We start from the raw sequence: 20,806 nt of genomic DNA, 5'->3' as shown, positions 1-20,806 counted from the left end.
CGGGGTCGAAGGGGCAGCGCCCCTGGGGATGGGACGGGTAGGGGCGGCGGGGGCGAGAAAAGCCGGGTGACAGGGACCCACGTCACCACGTAGGCCGCGCCGACACCCCACCATCCACCACAAGATCGTGCCCGCTGACCCAGGACGCCATCGACGAGGCGAGGAAGACACAGGCATCACCGACGTCCTCGGGACGCCCCATCCGGCCGACAGGAACCGCCTGTCGCCACCGACGCACCCCCTCCGGCCAGTCCTCCTCCAGCCCCTCCCGGTCGATCAGCCCCGGAGACACGGTGTTGACCCGGATCCCGTACGGCCCGTACTCCAGCGCCGCCGACCGGGCGTGCATGACGACGGCGGCCTTGGCGGCGCAGTAGTGGGCGTGCAGCGGAGCCGGCCGACCGGCCTCGATGGAGGCGATGTGCGTGACGGACCCGCCGCCTCCGTCACCATCCGCACGCATCACCTCGACCGCCGCCTGCGTACACGCGAACACACTCGCCAGATTCGCGTCCACCACCGCCCGCCAGTCCGCGACGGTCATACCGGGCAGCGCCCGCACGGGCTGCACCCCGGCGTTGTTGACCAGGGCCGTCAACCGCCCGCCACCCCACTCGGCCGCGTCGCGGACCAGACGGGCACACGCGTCCTCGTCCGTCAGCTCGGCCCGCAGGGCGATCGCGCGCCCACCGGCCCCTCGTACCCGCTCGACCAGGTCGTCCACGCCCCGCGTCCGGTGGTGCAGCGCGACGGCCGCCCCCTCGTCCGCGAACCGCTGCGCGATCCCCCGGCCGATCCCACCCCCGGCGCCGGTCACCAGCGCGACCTGCCCGGCCAACAGCCCGCCGCCGCTCAAGGCCGCCCCAACTCGGCGATCAGGGCCGCCTGAGCCGGGTACCGCACCGCCAGTTCGCCGGCGTCCCCGTGCTCGTACCCCTCGTACGTGAAGCCCGGCGCCATGGTGCAGCCGAAGAGCGACCAGGCACCGCCCGCGCGGACCCGCGCTCCCATCCAGGTCCCGGCGGGCATCGTGTACTGCACCCACTGGCCGCCGACGACGTCCGGTCCGAGCAGGACCGTACGGGACGAGCCGTCCGGTGCGAGGAGCAGGACCTCCAGCGGGTCGCCGAGGTAGAAGTGCCAGACCTCGTCGGAGGGCAGCCGGTGCAGCGCCGAGTAGTCGCCCGGCTCGGCGGTGAGCAGGGCGACGATGGCGGTGCCCTCGGGCCGGCCGTCGGACCGCTCGGGCCCCTCCCACGTACGGCGGAACCGGCCGCCTTCGCGGGGGATGGGCTCCAGCCCGTAGTGCGCGACGAGGTCTTCGGGAGTCACCCGGCCCAGGTTACTGACCGGCGGTCACATCCCCGCTCCGAAGGACTTCTCCCTCCTCAGAAAGGCGAGTTGCGCCCGCTTGTACGACCGGTACACCTCCGGCAGGCCGATCTCCGGCAGGACCACGCCCCTTTCCGCCCGGGGACATTTCGCAGACATGCGTACCGTTCCTAAAGACTGAGCGGTAGTGAGTCCTGTTGCCAGGATTCATGCTCAGCCGGACGCCACGAACGGTGTTGGGCGTCCTGGTCTCCCGCTTTCCCACCGCAACCGGCGCGCACGGATCGTGTCCGTGGTCCGGGGATGCGGGGGCGGGGTTCCTCACGCCCCGGGACGCCTGGTCGGGCCTGGACGGTCCGATGCCCCTGCTCATCACTCCGGTGAGCAGGGGGCGGTGCCGTCCGACGCCGGATCGGGTGTCCCAGGGCGCGCCTGCCGATCGCCACGGCTGCCGCGTCGTGGCGGGTGGTCTTCCTGGTCTTGCTAGTGAGGGGTTTCTGCCAGTGCTGGGCGCCCCAGCAGCTGGTGTAGGCCGGGTCGACGACGACGATGGTGATGCCGAGTTCCGCCGCCATGCTCACGAGCCGGGCCCGCAATCTGGCTACGGGCATGCCGGAGATCAGCTTGCGGAAGCGTTTGCGGCGGCCGTGTTTCTCGCGGGTCTTCTCCGCCTGGAAGTCGAGGTCTTCGATCGCGATCGCGAGGTGATGGCGCCTGGCCCAGTGCAGCAGGCGGATCAGGGCGTGCCGGATCTGGGCGTCGCGGTGGGCGGCGGTGCCGGACAGGTCGTAGGCGAAGCGGAGTGGTTGGCCGACGGGGTTGCCGTGGACGTCCAGGCGCCAGGCGGCCAGGTGGTCGGCGTTGGTGTCGACACCGACCATGCCCCTCGCGCGGGCCGCGGCCAGGGGCACGGTCTTCACCGCGGGGATCGTCCAGGATGCGGTGAGGTACCAGCGCCCTTGTGTGGTGTCTTCGTGGATGCGGTAGGCGACGGCCCGGTTCGCGGTGACACGGTCGGCCCACTGCTCACCCCGGTGCGCGAACGCCACCCGACAGGCGAGCACATACCGGCCGTGCGGGGCGTTCGCCAGATACGCCAAAGGGGCGGGGAGTTTGAGGGAGACCTCGCCGTCGCAGGTGACGCGGATGGTTTCGTTGCCGAACCGCTTCCCGGACTCGCCGTCGGCCTCAAGGAACCGGCGCCCGGCCTCCCACCGCGCGCGCCACCCCTCCTCGGTGAGCCCGGCGGCGTCCAGGTGGTGGCGGGCGTTTAGCAGCCGCTTCCCGCCCCGCACCACACGCACGACTCCGGCCTCCCCATCGGCACGTGCCGCCTGGAGCCGGTCTTCGAGCACGTGCAGACGGCGCGACTTGGCATGCCACTCCTGCCTGCTGCGGTAGCCGCCCGGAGCCCGCTTGGAGCCCTTCTCCCCGACCGGCAGCGACAGCCGGTGCGCGATCGTACGCACCCCCGCTTGCAGGTTCTGGATGTGCGCGAGCTGTCCGCGCCTGGCCAGCGCCCACTGATCGTGGGTGGCCTTGGTGATCGACCCGGCCCACCGGGAGGAGGACTCGTTTGTCAGTGCCCGCTTGCGTTGCGCCCACTGCTCGCTGTCGTGGTCCAGCCCGGCCGCGCACCGCGCCTTCAGATCCCGGGAAGCGAGCCCGCCCAGATGGTCACCGACCAGACGAAGAACCCTCTCATCCTCCACCGTCAGGTGCTTGAGCCGACCACGGACCGCCACACCGGACGGGCCCAGGGCGACGAACGGCGCCGCCAACTCCCGCAGCCCACCCATCCCCCAACACCCCCTCCCCCACGCCGACCGAAAAACCCCTCATCACGCTCAACGACCACCACCGGCAAAGGTCACACATTCGACAGAAGAACTTTCGTTCCCGCCCGCGCAGGCGCACGTGCCGCAGCCCGGACACCCACACATGCGCGCCAGAACACACCTGTACGCAGTTAACCGCCAGCAGTTCACAACCCCACCGGGCGATCACCGGCGTCGCGGGCGATGATCGAGGCATGAACGTCACGCTGCACCTCGCCCAGGACCCCGAGGCCGACGAGCTCCTCGGACGCAGTCCGCTCGCCGCGCTCGTCGGCATGCTGCTCGACCAGCAGGTCCCGATGGAGTGGGCGTTCAAGGGTCCGGCCACCATCGCCCAGCGGCTCGGCGCGGACGACCTCGACGCGCATGAAATCGCCGTGCACGCCCCGGAGGCCTTCGCCGCCCTGCTCTCGCAGAAGCCGGCGGTGCACCGTTATCCGGGCTCCATGGCCAAGCGGATCCAGCAGCTGTGCCAGTACCTCGTGGAGCACTACGGCGGGGACGCGAGCGCGGTGTGGGACGGGGTCGCCACGGGCCGCGAGCTCCTCAAGCGCCTGCGTGACCTCCCCGGCTTCGGCGCCCAGAAGGCCCAGATCTTCCTCGCCCTGCTGGGCAAGCAACTCGGCGTACGGCCCGAGGGCTGGCGCGAGGCCGCGGGCGCGTACGGCGAAGCCGACTCCTTCCGTTCGGTCGCCGACATCACCGGTCCGGAGTCCCTGGCGAAGGTCCGGGCGCACAAGCAACAGATGAAGGCGGCGGCGAAGGCCTCCGGCAGGTAACCGGACCCCACGGGTCACGGCCCCGAGACGCCGGCGCCGCGACCCGTGGGGTCGACACAGCCCCGCGCCCCTCAAAAGCACCACCGCGCCCCCGGCACCACAACGCACCGCTGACCGCGCACCCCCGACCCGCGAACAGACGCGTAGGCGCCCAAGCCACAACGCGCCCGCACCCACACCGGACCCGCACCCGCGCCCACACCGGACCGCTCCCGCACCCCCGTGTCACCCGCTCTGCCCCTCGCGTCAGCCCTCCGTTAACGGTGCCGCCGACCCCGGAAACGACACACCACCTTGGAGAATTCACACACTTCGCCCAGGTTGATCACGTCTTTTCCGGCGCCACACTCCGCCGCCATGGCTGCGCCCGGAACGTCTGGGCCGGTAGGCTTTCCGTGTGATCTTCAAGCGCATCGGAAACGGCCGGCCGTACCCCGACCACGGCCGGGAAAGCACCCGGCAGTGGGCGGACGTCGCGCCGCGCCCGGTCCGCCTCGATCAGCTCGTGACGACCAAGGGCCAGCTCGACCTGGAAACACTGCTGGCCGAGGACTCCACGTTCTACGGCGACCTCTTCGCGCACGTCGTGAAGTGGCAGGGCGATCTGTACCTGGAGGACGGCCTCCACCGCGCCGTCCGCGCGGCCCTCCAGCAGCGCCAGGTCCTGCACGCCCGGGTCCTCGAGCTCGACGACTGACCCCCACCAGGCCGCACCCGACCGGGCCGCACCCGACCGAGCGACACCCGAGCGGACCACACTCGGCGGGAGCGCACCCGGCCGACACCGTCCGCCACCACCCTCGGTTGGCCCTTTCGGGTTGGACCGGCCCCCGGGTAATGATCATCTAGTAGGAATCGCCGCCCAGGCGCACTACGCTGCGCCCATGAGCATGCTGACTCCTCCCGGCATGGGCGGCCAATACCGGATCACGGGGGACAAGTTCCCGCGCATGCGCCGCCCTCGGAAGCGCCGCAGGCTCGTTCTCACGGTCGTCGCGTCCATGGCCGCGGTCGGACTGATCGGCTGGGGGACCACGCAGCTCATCGACGTCTTCACGGGTGGCGACAAGACCTCCGCGGCCGGTGCGAAGGCCGACTGCCCGACGGAGACGAAGACGAAGACGCGGACCAAGGCGAGCCCGTCCCCCACGGCCCCCGCGAAGTCCACCCTGCCCCGGCCGGACCGGATCACGGTGAACGTCCTGAACGCCACACCGCGCAGTGGCCTCGCCAAGGAGACCGCCGAGGAGCTCAAGAAGCGCGGCTTCCGCATCGGCGACGTGGGCAACGCGACCAAGGAGTACGACAAGAAGGTCGACGGCGCCGCAGTGCTGCTGGGCGCCAAGACCGCCACCGGATCGGCGCTGCCCGTACTGCGCACCCAGCTCCAGGGCGCCGAACTGAAGACGGACGCCCGCACGAAGGCCACCGAGGTGGATCTCATCATCGGCGACGGCTTCAAGTCGCTGCTGCCGACGGCGGACGCCGCGAAGGCACTGACCGCCCTGGCCAAGCCGTCCCCGACGCCCACCCCGGCCCGGAAGGGCTGCTGAGGAGCGACCGGGAGAAGCCACCCGGAACGTCACCCGGCAAGCCGCAGAGACGCTGCCGAGACGCCGCCGGGACGCCGACGCGAACCCGCCCGGAAGCCTCCGAGAAGCCGACGCGAACCGCCGCCTACTCAGCCGCCCCGTACAGCCGGTCCCCCGCGTCCCCGAGCCCCGGCACGATGTACCCGTGCTCGTTGAGCCGCTCGTCGACGGACGCCGTCACGACCGTGACCGGAGTGCCCGCCAGCTCGCGCTCCATGATCTCGACGCCCTCGGGGGCCGCGAGGAGCACCACCGCGGTCACGTCGTCGGCGCCGCGCTTGATCAGTTCCTGTATCGCCGCGACCAGCGTGCCGCCCGTGGCGAGCATCGGGTCGAGCACGTACACCTGGCGCCCGGAGAGGTCCTCGGGCATGCGCGAGGCGTACGTGGAGGCCTGGAGCGTCTCCTCGTTGCGGATCATGCCCAGGAAGCCCACCTCGGCGGTCGGCAGCAGGCGCACCATGCCGTCCAGCATGCCGAGACCGGCACGCAGGATGGGCACCACCAGCGGGCGCGGGTGCGAGAGCTTCACCCCGGTGGTGGGCGCGACCGGGGTCACGATGTCGACCGCCTCGGTGCGCACGTCGCGGGTGGCCTCGTAGGCGAGGAGGGTGACCAGTTCGTCGGCCAGCCGACGGAAGGTCGCGGAGTCGGTGCGCTGGTCGCGCAGCGTGGTGAGCTTGTGGGCGACCAGGGGGTGGTCGACGACGTGGAGACGCATGTCCTCAGGGTATCCGGGCCTTCGCCGCCCCTGACCGTCGCGCTCGGCAAGGGCGGGCCGTGAAGCTCTCCCCACTGTCCGCATCAAACCGCCCATCCGGGGGAATGTGGGAAGAACGTAACTGGGGTGGTGTGTCTATGCCGGACGTGGACGAGGGGTGGCAGGAGCAGCGGGAGACCGAGGCCGAGCGCAGGAGGCGCCGGGCCCGGTTCCTGCGGGAGCGTGCGGAGGCCCGGGAGCTGCGCGACCGTGTCCAGCCCCGCCGCGCCAAGGTGGCCCGCCTGCGCCACGCCATGCGTATGCGCACGTTCCGCTTGTAGCAACACGCCGTACCCGCCAGACCACACAGCCGCATCCGGATCCGAGCGTGTGCGGCCCCGGTGCCCGGAGCCGCGTACGATCACCACGGCAGCGACAAGCGCCCAGGTGCACCCTTCTCCAGGCCCGTGAGCACAGGCCTCCAGGCCCGTGAGCACAGGCCTCCAAGCCGGTGAGCACAGGCTTCCGCGTCCCTCAAGAGATCGAGCGATCAGCGACGCGCGATCAATAGTGGGGGACACAGCGGGCCGAAGACGTCCCCTGAGCGCTCTGTTTCTGCCACGATTCCGAGTGGGTGGGGCTCGGAGCACGCACTCCCCGCCCGCAACCTCCGCCGGGGGGACCCCCAACCGGCACGCCTATGACCAGTGGGAGAGTCACGGTGTACTTCGCCGCACTGCTCGCGCGCACCGAAGACGGGTGGGAAGCGAGCGACACAGAGCTCGACGATGTGGAAACGCTGTCGGATCTCGCCGACCTGGCCCGTGAAGCCTCTCCCGAGGACGACACGGTGCTGGTGCTCATCGAGCAGGAGGACGCCTGGTTCGGCGTCGTCCGCGTCGACGGCGAGGACGACCCTCGGATCTACGTCTCGGACGCCGCCGCAGCCGCCCGCAGCTCGTACGGCGAGATCCTGCTCACGGACGAACTGCTCGGAAGGGAGCCCGGCGACGACGCCGCCGACCTGGACTCCCTCGACCTCGATGGCACCGAGGACGGCGAGCCCGAGAACGACGACGACGATGACGACGGCCCGGCCGCCGATGCCGCCGTGCCGCACGGTCCCGTCGGGGACAGCGAGGTCCTCGACGACCTGGGCGTCGGCGAGAAGGAGCTGCGCTCCCTCGACGCCGACGACGCGCTGAACGCGATCGCCGAGGCCCTGGGCGCCTCGGAGGTCCTGGAGACGGTCCGCTGAGCCGCTGGCCGGCACACCGGACCCCCGAAGCGGAGGAGACAGCGGTCGCCCCGGCCCCGGACCAGGTCACCCCGGACCCGGCCGCCCCGGACCCGATACGCGACCGCTGGCGGGCCGCGATGCGGCTCGCCCTGGACGAGGCGGAGCGCGCGACCGCGGGCGGAGACGTCCCGGTCGGCGCCGTCGTACTGGCCCCGGACGGCACGACCGTGCTGGCCACGGGGCACAACGAACGCGAGGCGACCGGCGATCCGACGGCCCACGCCGAGGTGCTGGCCATCCGCCGGGCGGCCGCGCGGCTGGGAGAGTGGCGGCTCACCGGCTGCACGCTGGTCGTCACCCTCGAACCCTGCACGATGTGCGCGGGCGCCCTCGTGCAGTCCCGGGTCGACCGGGTCGTCTACGGCGCCCGCGACGAGAAGGCCGGCGCGGCGGGCTCCCTCTGGGACGTCGTACGCGACCGGCGCCTCAACCACCGCCCCGAGGTGATCGAAGGCGTGCTCGCCGCCGAGTGCGCCCAGCTCCTCACCGACTTCTTCCGCACCCGCTGAGACCCGCCCGGCACCCCGGCGCCGAGCGGGAACCCGGGCCCACCAATACCGATTTCAAACCACGGCCCACGTTGGGGTAATGTCTCCCTCGGTAGCGTGTCCGAGCGGCCGAAGGAGCTCGCCTCGAAAGCGAGTGTGGCGCAAGTCACCGAGGGTTCAAATCCCTCCGCTACCGCTGATGAAGGGCCCCGTCGAGAGACGGGGCCCTTCGTGCGTGGACCTCGTGAGCATCACGATCGGCACAATTCCCGCGAACACATGCGCGGGATACACTCACCGCCGTCTGTCGGAGGCCCATGGGGCGCAAGAGACGGGGGAGGCCTCGTGGCAATGCAGGGAAAGAAGGTCGCGGTCTACGTGGCTGTGGTCTTCGTGCTCTACGTGATCATCACCGACCCGGCCAAGGCCGCCGAGTACGTCCAGATAGGGTTCGAGGGCATCTCGAACGCCGCCCAGGCCATCGGCGACTTCATGACGTGGATCGCCAACGGGGGCAAGTGACCGACCCGTAATCCCCCGGGAGCATTCATGATCCGCCACCTGGTCCTCTTCAAGCTCAACGACGGCGTCGAGCGCGACGACCCCCGTGTCGTGGCCGGCGTCGAGGCCTTCCGCGCCCTCGGCGGGCTGATCGAGGAGCTGCGCTTCTGGGAGCTGGGCTGGAACATCTCCGAGCGGCCCATCGCGTACGACTTCGCGATCAACTCGGCGGTCGACGACGCCGACTCGCTGAAGCGGTACCTGGAGCACCCGGCACACCAGGAGGGCGTCGCGCTGTGGCGCGAGTTCGCCACCTGGGTGGTCGCCGACTACGAATTCTGAGCCGCCGCCCCACCCCACCAGAGCCCTCAGCCGGCGCCTCCGCCGGCGCGTCCGCCAGCGTCTCCGCCGGAGCCTCGGCCGGAGCCTCCGCCGGAGCCCTTCACCGAAGTGGTGGAGGGCTCTGCTGCGTCGTACGGCCCAACCCGCCGTCCCTCGTCCCCGCGCATCCTCAACACGGCGATATGCGGTGCTTGATCGCAACGCGCATTACTTGTGATGCTATGACCGGTTTTGACGGATTCGTCGACAGATCACGAGGTGGCGTCGGAGGTGGAGTTGACCGTGCCGGCCAGTACTGCGCCTCAAGCGCCGCCCAGGTCGACAGACGAACCGTCCCGCACCCAGGGCGAGCCCCCGGGGCCGCCGACCGAGCCGTCCGGGCCATCCCAGTCCTCCGGGCCACCGGCCAAGCCTCCCGAGCAGCCCGCCAAGCCTCCCGAGCAGCCGGCCGAACCACCCCCGGAGCCCGCGCCCCAGCGCAGCCGGGGCGCCGACACCCGCGCCCTCACCCAGGTGCTCTTCGCCGAGCTCAAGGACCTGGAACCCGGCACCCCCGACCACGACCGCGTGCGCTGTGCCCTCATCGAGGCGAACCTCCCCCTCGTCCGCTACGCCGCCACCCGCTTCCGCAGCCGCAACGAACCCATGGAGGACGTGGTCCAGGTCGGCACGATCGGGCTGATCAACGCCATCGACCGGTTCGACCCGGACCGGGGCGTGCAGTTCCCCACCTTCGCCATGCCGACCGTGATCGGCGAGATCAAGCGCTACTTCCGCGACAACGTCCGCACGGTCCACGTCCCGCGCCGCCTGCACGAGCTGTGGGTGCAGGTCAACAGCGCGACCGAGGACCTCACCACCTCCTTCGGGCGCACTCCGACGACCGCCGAGATCGCCGAGCGGCTGCGCATCACCGAGGAGGAGGTCCTCTCCTGCATCGAGGCCGGACGCTCGTACCACGCGACCTCACTGGAGGCCGCCCAGGAGGGCGACGGACTGCCGGGCCTGCTCGACCGGCTCGGTTACGAGGACCCGGCGCTCGACGGCGTCGAACACCGCGATCTCGTACGGCACCTGCTCGTCCAACTGCCCGAACGGGAGCAGCGCATCCTTCTCCTGCGCTACTACAGCAATCTGACCCAGTCACAGATCAGCGCCGAACTCGGCGTCTCCCAGATGCACGTCTCACGGCTACTCGCCCGTAGCTTCGCCCGGCTCCGGTCGGCGAACCGGATCGAGGCCTGACGCACGCCGCGACGGTGTCCAGCATCCGGGATGACCTGCGAAAGTCGGAGGTGGCAGGCGGGGCACGCGGGGCGCACAAAGGCAGGCGGGGCGCACAGAAACGCCGGCTCCGACATGGTCCCAGGCCATCACGGGTAACCGAAAGTAAGGCCGGGTCGTCACCGCCGCGAGCGAATCACACATCGGCCCACTTTCCGACAGATGTGCTCCGAAACCCCCTCAGACCATCATCAACCAGGGCAGATACACCCTGGTTATGTCGACATGTCACTACAGCGTGTTGCCGACATGTGACATTCTGCGGGAAGCGCGTTTGCCGCAGCCTCGCAGCCGGTATTCAGGTGGAGGCTGCGTTCCCTATGACGGAGCGTCCGCCGCGTTCCGTCCGCGACCCAAAGGGGGTGGCATGTCCGCAGACCAGGGCAGCTCGAAGGTGCTCACGCTCGACAAGATCGAGTCCGCGCCCGACGCTCTCCAGGCCCCTCAGGACCTTCAGGACCCGCAGGACCTTCCCGGTCCCCCGGTCCTCACGGCTGCTGATGTCCCGGCCGCGCCGGCCTCGGAGTCCATCGACACCCGCACCCTGTCCCGCTCCCTGTTCCTGCGGCTGGCCGCACTGGACGAGAACAGCCCCGAGCGCGCCTACGTCCGCGACACCCTCATCGAGCTCAACCTCCCGCTGGTGCGTTACGCCGCCGCCCGCTTCCGGTCGCGCAACGAACCGATGGAGGACATCGTCCAGGTCGGCACGATCGGCCTGATCAAGGCGATCGACCGCTTCGACTGCGAACGGGGCGTGGAGTTCCCGACGTTCGCGATGCCGACGGTCGTGGGCGAGATCAAGCGGTTCTTCCGCGACACCTCGTGGTCGGTCCGGGTCCCGCGCCGCCTCCAGGAGCTGCGCCTGGCCCTGACCAAGGCGAGCGACGAGCTCTCCCAGAAGCTCGACCGCTCCCCGACGGTCACCGAACTCGCGGCCGTGCTGGGCGTCTCCGAGGAGGACGTGGTCGACGGCCTCGCCGTGGGCAACGCGTACACGGCGTCCTCGCTCGACTCCCCGGCCCCCGAGGACGACGGCGGCGAGGGCTCCCTCGCGGACCGCCTCGGCTACGAGGACACCGCGCTGGAGGGCGTCGAGTACCGCGAGTCCCTCAAGCCCCTGCTCGCCAAGCTGCCACCCCGCGAGCGCCGCATCATCATGCTCCGCTTCTTCGCGAACATGACGCAGTCGCAGATCGGCGAGGAGGTCGGCATCTCCCAGATGCACGTCTCCCGTCTCCTCACCCGCACGCTGGCCCAGCTGCGGGACGGGCTGATCTCCGACTGACCGATTGGCCAACTGGCCGATTGGCCGACTGGCCGATTGGCCAACTGGCCGATCTACCGCTGGGCGAGCGTGCCGGCCGTTGTCGACGGGGTTCCTAACTGACGCCCCGTCAGTCACACTGGCGCGATGCCTCACGCGACATGGATACGTGGCCGTCGGGGCGCCGTGGCCGGTGCCTCGGCGGCACTCGTGTGTCTGGGCGGGGCGCTGGCGTCCTGCGGGAGTGCCGACGGCGACGGCTACGTGGCCGTGGGCTCGGGAGCCGGTTCTCCCCGGCCGACCGTGGGACCGACGGGGGACGTGGCCTTCGTACCTCTGGAGGGCGAGCGACCACCGGCGGACTCCGGGCGCCCCGACTCGTCCGGCTCTCCCGGCTCGCCCGGCTCTCGCGAGGAGAAGGGCACTTCGGGCACGGCGAACGGCCCGGGCGCTCAACCGGCCCTCCCCGGCACTCCGGACGGCTCCGACTCGGACTCCGGCTCCGCGGCGCAAGGCTCCGGCTCCGGCTCCGGCTCCGGTCGTACGACGACGGACGGGCCCCCCGCATCCACGCCACCGCCCGCCTCCGGCCCACCGGCCGGCGGCGCCACGGCGACACCGTCTCCCACGGGCCCCGCGGGCCTGAGCGCGAGCGAGCCCGGGCGGAAACCCACCGACAAGCGCTGGTGCGAGAAGGTCACCGTCGAGTTCCGCAACACCGGTGGCGCCACGGTGCGTTCAGGCAAGGTCACCCTCGGTACGCATGTCATCGATGCTCTCGGCATCGACTGGGCGACCGTGGAGTCCACGAGGAAACTCCCCGCACCCATCGCCGTCGGGAGCAGCCGCGAGAAGACCTGGACGGTGTGCGTCGAGGAGTGGCGGGTACCCCTGGGCATGCACATCGAGACACAGGACGTCTCGGTCAAGTGGAAGTGAACGACCGAAGTGACCGCGCCCGACGCAAGCCGCCGCGTGACTACTTCAGCGCGAGCCAGGCGACGGCGACGACGACCGCCACGGCCACGATGACGCCGACGATCACGCCGACACGGGGGCCGGAGGACGGGGCCGCCTGCTGACGGCCCTGGGGCTCGTCGACGAAGGCGCGGAACATCTGGGTGTTGCCGGCAGGGTCGTGGTTGCCCTGGGGGCCCTGGGTGTTAGCCATGGCCCAGGACCCTAGCGAATGCGGGGGAGCCGCCCAAGTGCGGGTGCGCTGTCCTGTTGGGTGCGGTAACGCCGGAAGTGGGCCGTCCGGTCCACACCCGACACCTCCCGTGAGACCTGCACATTTACGCTCGCCAATACTTGTCTTTGCCAAGCTTTTAGCCCTCGGACCCCCACATCCATTTGCCTGCAGCAACCAATCAATATTACGGTTGCCTTAAGCAACAAAGGTGGGAGGCAAGGCGCGATGGCCGAGAAGGCGCAGTACGAGGAGCTGGCGCGTTCGCTCAGTGCCGTCGGGGTCGTCAAGCGGGACATGGAGCGCATCATGCCGCCGGACTGCCCGGGCGGATCGGCGGGCGTGCTGACGCTGCTCGGGCGCCACGGCGACATGCGGATGAGCAGGCTCGCGGAGCTGCTCGCCGTGGACATGTCGGTGACCAGCCGCCATGTCGCCCACGTCGCCGGACGCGGATGGATCGAACGGCTGCCCGACCCGGCGGACAAGCGCTCGCGCATCCTGCGCCTGACCCCCGAGGGGCGGGCCCGGCTCGACGAGCTCTACCGAGCCACGACCCAGTTGCTGGCCGACCGGCTGGGCGACTGGTCCGACGACGAGGTCGGTCAGCTGATCCAGCTCCTGAACCGGCTGCGCGAAAGCTTCGGCGACTGCCGGACGGGCCCGCGGATCACGCACACCGCACCCGTTGCCGCGCCCGCCGCACCCGTTACCGCGCCCGCCGCACCCGTTACCGCGCCCGTCGCACCCGTTGCAGAAGAGATCTCCACCGAAGTCACCCCCCGCAACACCACAAGCAACACCTCAGGTAACACCCCCCGTACACCCGCATAAACAGCAACGAAGAGAAGGAAGTCCATGGCAACGACCACACCAGCCGGTGTGCGGGCCCATGCCAAGCACGGGGGTGCCGCCCCCGGCGGCGCCCCGATGTCGCACCGGCAGATCATGGAAGCGCTGACCGGGCTGCTGCTCGGCATGTTCGTCGCGATCCTGTCGTCGACGATCGTGTCCAACGCCCTGCCCCGGATCATCGGCGACCTCGGCGGCGGCCAGAGCGCCTACACCTGGGTCGTGACCGCGTCCCTGCTGACGATGACCGCGTCCACCCCGCTGTGGGGCAAGCTCGCCGACCTGTTCTCCAAGAAGCTGCTGATCCAGGTCGCACTGATCATCTTCGTGCTGGGCTCGGCGGCGGCCGGCCTGTCGCAGAACCCCGGCATGCTGATCGGGTTCCGCGCGGTCCAGGGCATCGGCATGGGCGGTCTGTCCGCGCTGGCCCAGATCATCCTCGCCGCGATGATCTCCCCGCGTGAGCGCGGCCGCTACAACGGCTACCTCGGCGCCACCTTCGCCACCGCGATGGTCGGCGGCCCGCTGATCGGCGGTGTCATCACCGACACCAGCTGGCTGGGCTGGCGCTGGTGCTTCTACGTCGGCGTGCCCTTCGCCGTGATCGCCCTGATCGTGCTGCAGAAGACCCTGCACCTCCCGGTCGTCAAGCGGCAGGTCAAGGTGGACTGGGCGGGCGCCCTCTTCATCACCGCGGCGGTCTGCCTGCTGCTGATCTGGGTGACCTTCGCCGGCGACAAGTACGACTGGGTGTCCTGGCAGACGTACGCGATGGTCGGCGGCACGCTGGCGCTGCTGCTGATCTTCGTCCTCGTCGAGGCCAAGGCGAGCGAGCCGATCATCCCGCTGCGGCTGTTCCGCAACCGCACCATCACGCTGGCCTCGCTGGCCTCACTGTTCGTGGGTGTCGCGATGTTCGCGGGCACCGTGTTCTTCAGCCAGTACTTCCAGCTGGCCCGGGACAAGTCGCCCACGATGTCCGGCGTCATGACCATCCCGATGATCGCCGGTCTGTTCGTCTCCTCCACCGTCTCCGGTCAGGTCATCACCCGGACCGGGCGCTGGAAGGCGTGGCTGCTCGGCGGTGGCGTGCTGGTGACCGCGGGTCTCGGACTGCTGGGCACGATCCGGTACGACACCGAGTACTGGCACATCGCGATCTTCATGGCCCTGCTGGGCCTCGGCGTCGGCATGATGATGCAGAACCTGGTGCTCTGCACGCAGAACCAGGTGTCCCCCACCGACCTGGGTGCCGCCAGCTCCACGGTGACCTTCTTCCGGTCCCTCGGCGGTGCCATGGGCGTCTCGGCGCTCGGCGCGGTCCTCGCGAACCGGATCACCGACTACGTCAAGGACGGCCTCGCCGGTCTCGGCGCCCAGGGCTCCGCCCTCGGCCACGCCGGTACGGGCGGAGGGGGCATCCCCGACCTTGCCGCGCTTCCCGCACCGGTGCGCACCGTCGTGGAGAGCGCCTACGGCCATGGCGTCGCGGACGTCTTCCTCTACGCCGCGCCCCTGGCGCTGCTGGCCCTCCTGGTGTCCTTCTTCATCAAGGAGGTCCCGCTGAAGACCAAGGTCGCGTCCGCCGAGCCGGCCGGCGCCGAGGAGTTCCCGCCGGTGGCCGAGGCCGCCGCCCCTGCCGAGGAGCAGGTGCCGGCCGGTACGACCACGACCGCCCGGGCGGAGGCCGTTCCCGACGGCACCCAGAGGCTCGCCGCGGTCGCCATGGTGGCCACCGACGAGCGCCCCTCCTCCGGCGGCACCCCGATCCACGGCCACGTCCGCGGCGCCGAGAGCACGCCGGTGCCGCAGGCCTCCGTCACGCTGATCTCCCTCGGGGGACGTCAGCTGGGCCGCGCGATCGCCCAGGCCGACGGGGCCTACGCCCTGGACGCGCCCGGCTCGGGCAGTTACGTCCTGATCGCCGCCGCCGACGGCTTCCAGCCCCAGGCGTCCACGATCGTGGTGGACGGCGAGCCGGTCTCGTACGACATCCTGCTCAGCGGCACCAGCGGGCTGAGCGGCATGGTCCGCGACGCCGGATCGGCCCTGCCGGTCAAGGACGCGATGGTCGTCGTCACGGACGTGCGCGGAGACGTGCTGGCCACCGGCACCACCGGTGAGCAGGGCGAGTTCACCTTCGCCGACCTGGTGCCCGGCACGGTGACGGTCGCCGTGAACGCGGCGGGCCACCGCCCCCGTGCCCTCCCCGTCGACATCGGCGGCACCGGCGTCACCAGGGTCGAGGTCGACCTGCGCTCCGGCGCCCGCCTCCAGGGTGTCGTACGGGCCTCCGGCGGCCCCCTGACCGACGCCCGCGTCACCCTGGTCGACGCCGCGGGCAACGTCGCCGGCACGGCCACGACCGGCTCGGACGGGGCGTACGCCTTCACCGACCTGGACGGCGGCGAGTACACCGTCATCGCGACGGGCTACCCGCCGGTGGCCACCGCCCTCACGGTCACCGGCCCGGGAGTCGACGGCCACGACATCGAACTGGCCCACCCGGGCGAGTAGTCCACCCGACAAGCGAAGTCACCCGAACCCCGGCCCGTGGAGCACGCGCAGAGCGGACGCGCGCCCCGCGGGCCGGCCCCATGAAAGGAGTCACCCACGATGGGACTGACCGCGAAGATCCTCACCCGTGACGGTTGGGCCGTGTCACACGCGGTCGTCACGCTGATCGACATGACCGGCGCGCAGGTGCTGCGGGCGTCGGCCGACGAGGAGGGCACGGTGCACGACACCACCGCCCTCGCGCCCGGCGCGTACACCGCGATCATCACGGCCGTCGGCTACGCGCCCACCGCCTCCACGGCCATCGTCACGGCGAGCGGTCGCGCGGAGATCGGCACCGTGACCCTGACCCGCCAGGGCGGCACCGAGCTGCCCCCGCCCGGCCCCTGGACCATCGACCCGGCCCACTCCTCGGTCACCGCGGTCACCCGGCACCTGGGCATCTCCACCATCCACGGCCGCTTCACGGACTTCTCCGGCCGGATCGAGGTGGCCCCCGACGACGTGGCCAAGTCCCGTGTGGAGGCCGTCATCACCGCCGACTCCATCGACACGGGCAACGGCATGCGGGACGACCACCTCCGCTCCCCGGACTTCCTGGACGTCACGGCGCACCCGACGATCACGTACCACTCGACCGGCCTCACCCCGGCGGCCGGCCCCGACCAGTGGACGCTGCACGGCGAGCTCACGATGCACGGCGTCGCACGCCCCGTCGACCTCACCCTCACCTACCTGGGCACCGGCAAGGACGCCTGGGGTGGCATACGAGCCGCCTTCCACGCCACGACGCAGCTCCACCGCGAGGACTTCGCGATGAACTACAACCAGGTGCTCCAGGCCGGGATCGCCGCGATCGGCACGACCCTCAAGGTGGAACTGGACATCCAGGCGGTCCAGGGCGAGACACTGCCGCAGATGTAGGACGGGCGCAGATGTAGGACGGGCGTAGGCGTAGGACGGGCGCAGGCGTAGGAACGACAGGGTCAGGCTCGTCCCGCGCACAGGGCCTAGGCTGCGACCATGGCACCGAACATCGCGACGAACACCTCCGTCGGCATCGACGAGTTGCTGGACTTCGTACGCCCGCGCCACCGCGCGATCCTGCTCACCCGCCGCACCGACGGCAGCCCCCAGGGTTCGCCCCTGACCTGCGGCGTCGACGACTCGGGCCGCATCGTGGTCTCGACCTACCCCGAGCGCGCCAAGACCCGCAACGCCAAGCGCGACCCCCAGGTCAGCCTGATCGTCCTCAGCGACGACTGGAACGGCCCCTGGGTCCAGATCGACGGCACCGCCGAGGTCATCGACTCCCCCGACTCGGTCGAGCCCCTCGTCGAGTACTTCCGCAACATCTCCGGCGAGCACCCGGACTGGGACGAGTACCGGGAGGCCATGGTCAAGCAGGGGAAGTCGATCATCCGGGTCACGCCCGTGAAGTGGGGGCCGGTGGCCACGGGGGGCTTTCCTGCGCGGCTTGCTCCGCAGGAGTAGCGGGTCTCGTCTGCCGGGTTCTGCCGGGTTCTGTCCGTGGGCGGGGCGGGGCGGGTGCGGGTGCGGGTGCGTTGTGGCTGGTCGCGCAGTTCCCCGCGCCCCTAAAAACCTGGGGCGCGCCCACGCGGAGACCTCCCGGCGCACCCCCGGCCCCGTACGAACCCGAAGCGCGTTCAGCCGACGGCGGTCACCCTCGCGTCGATGCCGCCGATCACGATCTCCAGGGCGGTGGAGAAGTCACGTTCGAACATCTCGGCCACCGTGTCGCCCCCACGGGCCTCCATGATCTCCTTCGACCCCTCCATGACGTGGCTGATCTCCGGAACCCGCATCACCTCGGCCATCGCGTCGCTGAGGTACTCGTCGCGGCTCACCCCGGCCGCGGCGCAGCGCTCGACGAAGTGCCCCTCGATCGTCCCGAACCCGTACACGAACTGGAAGACCGCCGAGATCGCCCCCGTCTGCTCGGAGAGCGGCAGCCCCGTCCTGCGGATCACGCGCTGAACGGCGTAGGAGAACTCCAGGTAGTTCGGCCCGATGTTGAGGAAGGCCCCGGCGAGCGGTGACACCCACGGGTGGCGCACCAGCACCGCCCGGTAGTCCACGGCGAGTTCGCGCAGCAGGTCACGCCAGTCCGCCGTGGACTCCTCGTCGTCGCCCGGGATACGGGCCGGCGCCCCCATCCCGCCGAACACGGCGTCCAGGGCCAGCTCCAGCAGATCGTCCTTCGTGTCCACGTACCAGTACACGGACATCGCGGTCACGTTCAGCTCCGCGGCCAGCCGCCGCATCGAGAACTTCGCCAGCCCTTCGGAGTCCAGCAGCGCCACCGCCACCGCGACGATCCGGTCCCGGTCGAGGCCGGAGGGCTGACCGCCACGCGCCGTCCCGCCGCGTCGCGCCCTGTCCTCCAGCCATACGCTGGCCCGCGCAGGACGACGCTTCGCCCCCTCGGCTGCCACCATGGCGCACCTTCCTCGACACTCAACAGCTGGTCACGATGCTAAGCGCCCCGCAAGGGGCGCGGGGCTGTGTCAATTTGCGGCTCCGCCGCGTGGCCGCGATCAACCACGAACTACCCGCAGCCACACACGCACCGCACCGACCGAGCTCTCAGGCACCCACCCTCTCAGCCCTGCGCAGCAACATCGCCGCGACCACACCCCCGAGCAACACAGCGACCGCCCCCACCAACTGACTGGTCTCCAGCCCGGAGGCAAACGCATCGGTGATCCGCGCCCGTTCCTCCGTCGACGAGGCCGAGGCCAGCGCCGCCGGCAACGAGCTGGCCGCCATCGGAATCAACGCGGCGAACCGCGAGTTCAGTACGGCACCCAGCACCGCGACGCCGAGCCCCTGTCCGAACTCCGCCACCGTGCCGTTGATCCCGGCCCCGATCCCCGCCTTCTCCGGCGGAATCGCGCTCATGATGGCGTGCGCCATCGCCGGGTTGGCGATCGCCGCGCCCGCGCCGATGAGGAGCAGCCCCAGCAGTGTCCCGGCGTAACCGCCGGAGGCGAGCGTGGCGATGGACGCCAGGCCGGCGGCCATCAGCGTCATGCCAAGGCCGATGGCGGCCGGGTGCCCGAGCCTGGTCGCCCACTTCGCCGCCAGGCCGGAGAAGTTCAGGGCCACGATCGTCAGGGCGAGCGGGGCCGTGCGCAGGCCCGCCTCCAGGGGGCCGTATCCGAGGACGAACTGCATGTGCTGGGTGAGGAGGAAGAGCGAGCCGCCCATGCCGAAGGTGATCAGGACCGCTCCGGAGACGGCTCCCGTGAACCGGCGGTCCCTGAAGAAGTGCATGTCGAGCATGGGGTACGGGATCCGGCTCTCCCAGTACGCGAACGCCGCCAGCACCAGGACCGCGACGGCCGCCGTCACCAGGACCCGGCCGGAGGTCCAGCCGTGTTCGGGACCGGAGATGATCGCGAACACCAGGGAGGTCATGCCGATCGTGGACAGCAGGGCACCGAACAGGTCGGGGCGGTCGCCCCGCGGGTTCTTGGACTCGGGGACGAGGACGAGGACCGCCACCAGGGCGAGCGCCGCGATCGGCAGGTTGATCAGGAAGATCGCGCCCCACCAGAAGTGGTCCAGCATGAAGCCGCCGAGGAGCGGGCCGCTGGCGAAGCCGAGCGCGTTGACCGCGGCCCAGATGCCGATCGCCTTGGGCTGTTCCTCGGGCGTGAAGATCTGCATCGCCACGGCCAGGGTGGTGGTCATCAGCAGCGCCCCGCCGATGCCCATGCCGGCCCGCGCCGCGATCAACTGGGCCGTGGAGTCGGCCAGTCCGGCGACCAGCGAGCCCACGCCGAACAGGGTCAGGCCCGCGGCCAGCATCTTCTTGCGGCCGTAGCGGTCGGCGGCGCTGCCCAGGGTGAGCAGCAGTCCGGACTGCACCAGCGAGTAGGTGTTGATCATCCACTGGATGTCCGAGGTGGCCGCGCCCAGTTCCCGGGTGAGCGAGGGGATGGCGACGTTCAGGACGGTGTTGTCCAGCACCACGGTGAGCAGCGCGGTCGAGATGACGCCGAGGATCAGCCAGCGTTGGGGGTGCCCCTGCGGGACGGTCGGTGAGGTGTCGGCGGTCGTCGGCGCCGTCATGGGAGGCCCTTCTACGGTGTACGGGAATGAGTCGCCATACACCGTAGAACGACTCCCATACACCGTACAAGGCAGTATCCGGGCCGGACGGAGAAGCGGCACGAGAGGCGGCACGAGAGTGCGTACGAGAGGGCGTACGAAAAGGCGTACGAAAAGGCGGTGACCCGAGGCACGAAGCCCCGGGCCACCGCCCTTGAGGAGACCCGAACGGTCAGTCGCCGCTCGTCAGCTGTCGCCGCTCGTCGGCTGCGTCAGGTCGTAGAAGGTGGAGCTGCCCACCGTGACCTCCTTGAAGTTCTCCTGGACCCAGGAGCTGATCTGCGAGGAGGTGCCGTTGCTGTTGCCGCCCATGCCGCCGCCGGTGCCGCTGGAGATGAAGTAGTGGATCTTGCCTTCCTCCACGTACTTCTTGAACTCGGCCAGCGTCGGGGACGGGTCGGTGCCGTTGAAGCCTCCGATCGCCATGACCGGTTCGCCGGTGGAGAGCTGGTAGCTCGCGGCGTTCTGGGCGCCGATGGCCGCGGCGGCCCAGGTGTAGTCACTCGCGTTCTTCTCCAGCAGTTCCTTGGCCTCGGAGCTGACGGACGCGCCGTTGAGCAGGCCGCCCACACCGCCACCGCCGCCGCCACCCATGCCATCCCGCTGGTTCTGCTGACCCTGCTGACCCTGCTGGTTCTGGCCGCCGCCGGGCAAGGCGCCGCCGTTGCCGCCGGTCGGGGGCTGGCCC

22 protein-coding genes, 1 tRNA gene and 2 pseudogenes are annotated in these 20,806 nt (G+C 70.6%); 16 read left to right on the top strand and 9 right to left on the bottom strand.

Going from position 1 to position 20,806, the window contains the following annotated elements; genetic code table 11:
- Positions 1–82: 82 nt before the first annotated feature.
- The 4 genes and pseudogenes from AB0959_RS11510 to AB0959_RS11495 all read right to left on the bottom strand — a co-directional run bounded on the left by AB0959_RS11510 (position 83) and on the right by AB0959_RS11495 (position 3,131).
- Entirely contained in the window at positions 83–856 is a 774-nt protein-coding gene (locus tag AB0959_RS11510) for an SDR family NAD(P)-dependent oxidoreductase (protein WP_366826133.1), read from the bottom strand.
- Positions 853–1,332, bottom strand: coding sequence for a cupin domain-containing protein (locus AB0959_RS11505; RefSeq protein WP_366826132.1), 480 nt, complete (start codon positions 1,330–1,332; stop codon positions 853–855). Before AB0959_RS11505 ends, AB0959_RS11510 begins: the two co-directional genes overlap by 4 nt.
- Positions 1,333–1,356: 24 nt before the next feature.
- Positions 1,357–1,458: pseudogene (locus AB0959_RS11500) on the bottom strand (siderophore biosynthesis protein); the annotation flags it as partial.
- Between the two features lie 44 nt (positions 1,459–1,502).
- Positions 1,503–3,131: an IS200/IS605 family accessory protein TnpB-related protein gene (locus tag AB0959_RS11495; protein ID WP_366826131.1), complete on the bottom strand. Its 1,629-nt coding sequence runs from the start codon at positions 3,129–3,131 to the stop codon at positions 1,503–1,505.
- Between the two features lie 233 nt (positions 3,132–3,364).
- Here AB0959_RS11495 and AB0959_RS11490 point away from each other — a divergent pair, with 233 nt between their 5' ends.
- The 3 genes from AB0959_RS11490 to AB0959_RS11480 all read left to right on the top strand — a co-directional run bounded on the left by AB0959_RS11490 (position 3,365) and on the right by AB0959_RS11480 (position 5,502).
- The gene (locus AB0959_RS11490) at positions 3,365–3,949 is read left to right on the top strand and encodes an HhH-GPD-type base excision DNA repair protein (RefSeq protein WP_366826130.1); all 585 of its coding nucleotides are present in this window, start codon (positions 3,365–3,367) and stop codon (positions 3,947–3,949) included.
- 397 nt (positions 3,950–4,346) lie between these two features.
- Complete coding sequence (locus tag AB0959_RS11485; protein ID WP_016472209.1) at positions 4,347–4,646, top strand: type II toxin-antitoxin system VapB family antitoxin; 300 nt, start codon at positions 4,347–4,349, stop codon at positions 4,644–4,646.
- Positions 4,647–4,833: 187 nt separating this feature from the next.
- Positions 4,834–5,502, top strand: coding sequence for a LytR C-terminal domain-containing protein (locus AB0959_RS11480; protein WP_366826129.1), 669 nt, complete (start codon positions 4,834–4,836; stop codon positions 5,500–5,502).
- A 124-nt stretch (positions 5,503–5,626) separates the two neighbouring features.
- Here AB0959_RS11480 and upp read toward each other — a convergent pair whose 3' ends face one another.
- Complete coding sequence (upp, locus tag AB0959_RS11475; protein ID WP_366826128.1) at positions 5,627–6,262, bottom strand: uracil phosphoribosyltransferase; 636 nt, start codon at positions 6,260–6,262, stop codon at positions 5,627–5,629.
- 137 nt (positions 6,263–6,399) lie between these two features.
- On the opposite strand from upp, the gene AB0959_RS11470 reads away from it, so the two are divergent.
- The 9 genes from AB0959_RS11470 to AB0959_RS11430 all read left to right on the top strand — a co-directional run bounded on the left by AB0959_RS11470 (position 6,400) and on the right by AB0959_RS11430 (position 12,362).
- Positions 6,400–6,582, top strand: a complete 183-nt coding sequence (locus tag AB0959_RS11470) for a hypothetical protein (RefSeq protein WP_366826127.1) — start codon at positions 6,400–6,402, stop codon at positions 6,580–6,582.
- 380 nt (positions 6,583–6,962) lie between these two features.
- Positions 6,963–7,499: a hypothetical protein gene (locus tag AB0959_RS11465; RefSeq protein WP_366826214.1), complete on the top strand. Its 537-nt coding sequence runs from the start codon at positions 6,963–6,965 to the stop codon at positions 7,497–7,499.
- Positions 7,500–7,618: 119 nt separating this feature from the next.
- The gene (tadA, locus tag AB0959_RS11460; RefSeq protein ID WP_366826126.1) at positions 7,619–8,050 is read left to right on the top strand and encodes a tRNA adenosine(34) deaminase TadA; all 432 of its coding nucleotides are present in this window, start codon (positions 7,619–7,621) and stop codon (positions 8,048–8,050) included.
- A gap of 90 nt (positions 8,051–8,140) precedes the next feature.
- Positions 8,141–8,225 (top strand) — tRNA-Ser (locus tag AB0959_RS11455).
- Positions 8,226–8,374: 149 nt separating this feature from the next.
- On the top strand, positions 8,375–8,551 hold the full coding sequence (locus AB0959_RS11450; RefSeq protein ID WP_366826125.1) for a hypothetical protein: 177 nt from the start codon (positions 8,375–8,377) through the stop codon (positions 8,549–8,551).
- Between the two features lie 27 nt (positions 8,552–8,578).
- Entirely contained in the window at positions 8,579–8,872 is a 294-nt protein-coding gene (locus tag AB0959_RS11445; protein ID WP_366826124.1) for a Dabb family protein, read from the top strand.
- 282 nt (positions 8,873–9,154) lie between these two features.
- Complete coding sequence (locus AB0959_RS11440) at positions 9,155–10,117, top strand: RNA polymerase sigma factor SigF (protein ID WP_366826123.1); 963 nt, start codon at positions 9,155–9,157, stop codon at positions 10,115–10,117.
- A 406-nt stretch (positions 10,118–10,523) separates the two neighbouring features.
- A complete protein-coding gene (locus AB0959_RS11435) occupies positions 10,524–11,444 on the top strand; it encodes an RNA polymerase sigma factor SigF (RefSeq protein WP_366826122.1) in 921 nt (306 codons plus the stop codon).
- 126 nt (positions 11,445–11,570) lie between these two features.
- Positions 11,571–12,362, top strand: coding sequence for a hypothetical protein (locus AB0959_RS11430; RefSeq protein ID WP_366826121.1), 792 nt, complete (start codon positions 11,571–11,573; stop codon positions 12,360–12,362).
- Positions 12,363–12,402: 40 nt separating this feature from the next.
- Here the strand turns inward: AB0959_RS11430 and AB0959_RS11425 are convergent, their stop codons facing one another.
- Complete coding sequence (locus AB0959_RS11425; protein ID WP_366826120.1) at positions 12,403–12,594, bottom strand: hypothetical protein; 192 nt, start codon at positions 12,592–12,594, stop codon at positions 12,403–12,405.
- 246 nt (positions 12,595–12,840) lie between these two features.
- On the opposite strand from AB0959_RS11425, the gene AB0959_RS11420 reads away from it, so the two are divergent.
- The 4 genes from AB0959_RS11420 to AB0959_RS11405 all read left to right on the top strand — a co-directional run bounded on the left by AB0959_RS11420 (position 12,841) and on the right by AB0959_RS11405 (position 17,475).
- Positions 12,841–13,446, top strand: a complete 606-nt coding sequence (locus tag AB0959_RS11420) for a MarR family transcriptional regulator (protein WP_366826119.1) — start codon at positions 12,841–12,843, stop codon at positions 13,444–13,446.
- Positions 13,447–13,470: 24 nt separating this feature from the next.
- Positions 13,471–15,981, top strand: coding sequence for an MFS transporter (locus AB0959_RS11415; protein WP_366826118.1), 2,511 nt, complete (start codon positions 13,471–13,473; stop codon positions 15,979–15,981).
- A 99-nt stretch (positions 15,982–16,080) separates the two neighbouring features.
- Positions 16,081–16,905 (top strand): YceI family protein, encoded by an 825-nt coding sequence (locus AB0959_RS11410; RefSeq protein ID WP_366826117.1) that lies wholly within the window; start codon positions 16,081–16,083, stop codon positions 16,903–16,905.
- Between the two features lie 99 nt (positions 16,906–17,004).
- Positions 17,005–17,475, top strand: coding sequence for a PPOX class F420-dependent oxidoreductase (locus tag AB0959_RS11405; RefSeq protein ID WP_366826116.1), 471 nt, complete (start codon positions 17,005–17,007; stop codon positions 17,473–17,475).
- Positions 17,476–17,648: 173 nt separating this feature from the next.
- Here the strand turns inward: AB0959_RS11405 and AB0959_RS11400 are convergent, their stop codons facing one another.
- From AB0959_RS11400 to AB0959_RS11390, 3 genes and pseudogenes are all read right to left on the bottom strand, one after another.
- Positions 17,649–18,440, bottom strand: a complete 792-nt coding sequence (locus AB0959_RS11400) for a TetR/AcrR family transcriptional regulator (protein WP_366826115.1) — start codon at positions 18,438–18,440, stop codon at positions 17,649–17,651.
- Between the two features lie 148 nt (positions 18,441–18,588).
- On the bottom strand, positions 18,589–20,079 hold the full coding sequence (locus tag AB0959_RS11395) for an MFS transporter (RefSeq protein WP_366826114.1): 1,491 nt from the start codon (positions 20,077–20,079) through the stop codon (positions 18,589–18,591).
- A 225-nt stretch (positions 20,080–20,304) separates the two neighbouring features.
- Positions 20,305–20,806: pseudogene (locus tag AB0959_RS11390) on the bottom strand (glycosyl transferase); the annotation flags it as partial.

Origin of the sequence: Streptomyces sp. NPDC046862 (genome assembly GCF_040704615.1) — a bacterium.
GTDB lineage: Bacteria > Actinomycetota > Actinomycetes > Streptomycetales > Streptomycetaceae > Streptomyces.
The sequence above is the reverse complement of the archived record's forward strand: the minus strand, read 5'-3'. Positions and strand labels throughout refer to the sequence as shown.

Coding starts and splice junctions, on each gene's coding strand:
- AB0959_RS11495 (WP_366826131.1), bottom strand. CDS start 3,131: ATGGGTGGGCTGCGGGAGTTGGCGGCGCCGTTCGTCGCCCTGGGCCCG.
- AB0959_RS11490 (WP_366826130.1), top strand. CDS start 3,365: ATGAACGTCACGCTGCACCTCGCCCAGGACCCCGAGGCCGACGAGCTC.
- AB0959_RS11480 (WP_366826129.1), top strand. CDS start 4,834: ATGAGCATGCTGACTCCTCCCGGCATGGGCGGCCAATACCGGATCACG.
- upp (WP_366826128.1), bottom strand. CDS start 6,262: ATGCGTCTCCACGTCGTCGACCACCCCCTGGTCGCCCACAAGCTCACC.
- AB0959_RS11470 (WP_366826127.1), top strand. CDS start 6,400: ATGCCGGACGTGGACGAGGGGTGGCAGGAGCAGCGGGAGACCGAGGCC.
- tadA (WP_366826126.1), top strand. CDS start 7,619: ATGCGGCTCGCCCTGGACGAGGCGGAGCGCGCGACCGCGGGCGGAGAC.
- AB0959_RS11445 (WP_366826124.1), top strand. CDS start 8,579: ATGATCCGCCACCTGGTCCTCTTCAAGCTCAACGACGGCGTCGAGCGC.
- AB0959_RS11435 (WP_366826122.1), top strand. CDS start 10,524: ATGTCCGCAGACCAGGGCAGCTCGAAGGTGCTCACGCTCGACAAGATC.
- AB0959_RS11430 (WP_366826121.1), top strand. CDS start 11,571: ATGCCTCACGCGACATGGATACGTGGCCGTCGGGGCGCCGTGGCCGGT.
- AB0959_RS11425 (WP_366826120.1), bottom strand. CDS start 12,594: ATGGCTAACACCCAGGGCCCCCAGGGCAACCACGACCCTGCCGGCAAC.
- AB0959_RS11420 (WP_366826119.1), top strand. CDS start 12,841: ATGGCCGAGAAGGCGCAGTACGAGGAGCTGGCGCGTTCGCTCAGTGCC.
- AB0959_RS11415 (WP_366826118.1), top strand. CDS start 13,471: ATGGCAACGACCACACCAGCCGGTGTGCGGGCCCATGCCAAGCACGGG.
- AB0959_RS11410 (WP_366826117.1), top strand. CDS start 16,081: ATGGGACTGACCGCGAAGATCCTCACCCGTGACGGTTGGGCCGTGTCA.
- AB0959_RS11405 (WP_366826116.1), top strand. CDS start 17,005: ATGGCACCGAACATCGCGACGAACACCTCCGTCGGCATCGACGAGTTG.
- AB0959_RS11400 (WP_366826115.1), bottom strand. CDS start 18,440: ATGGTGGCAGCCGAGGGGGCGAAGCGTCGTCCTGCGCGGGCCAGCGTA.
- AB0959_RS11395 (WP_366826114.1), bottom strand. CDS start 20,079: ATGACGGCGCCGACGACCGCCGACACCTCACCGACCGTCCCGCAGGGG.